This window comes from Exiguobacterium sp. SH5S13 (assembly GCF_004337085.1).
Classification (GTDB): domain Bacteria; phylum Bacillota; class Bacilli; order Exiguobacteriales; family Exiguobacteriaceae; genus Exiguobacterium; species Exiguobacterium aurantiacum_A.
Map to the genome: position 1 here is coordinate 1 of NZ_SJUS01000076.1, position 443 is coordinate 443.

Genomic DNA, 443 nt, shown 5'->3' on the forward strand with positions numbered 1-443 from the left:
CTCTTGCGCCCCTGACCGCCTTGGTCAATATGTGGCTGCCATTTTCAGGTTCCGGGGATGACGAAAACTATTTCTATCTTGCCAACACGACAATCAATTCGGTAGAGGAAGCTTTTGACCTTACCCGCTTCACTGGCCTTATGGAGCAGCCGGGCTACCCCTTTCTTCTTTCGATAATTAGCATCTTTAGCGGGCCTGACTTGTTGGCCTACAAGCTGTTTAATTTGTGTCTTCTGATATTGCTGGCGCTAGCGTGGTATCGCATTGCGGCATTGGCAGAGTCGCGCGAGTTTGGGCGTGTAGTGCTGATCAGTATTTTATGCCTGACGCCCCTTTGGTATTACTGCTTCTTCTTACTGAAGGACTTGACGATTACTCTGCTGCAAAGCCTTTTCCTCTTAGGGTTGGTGCAGCAATGGCGCCGCAACACAGTATTGCCTTGG

The 443-nt window shown here is 49.9% G+C and carries 1 protein-coding gene; it reads left to right on the forward strand.

The annotated features are described in order from the left end of the window. Positions 1-443, forward strand: a 443-nt coding sequence (locus EVJ30_RS15240) for a hypothetical protein (protein ID WP_161568872.1), incomplete at both ends; no start/stop codon positions are given.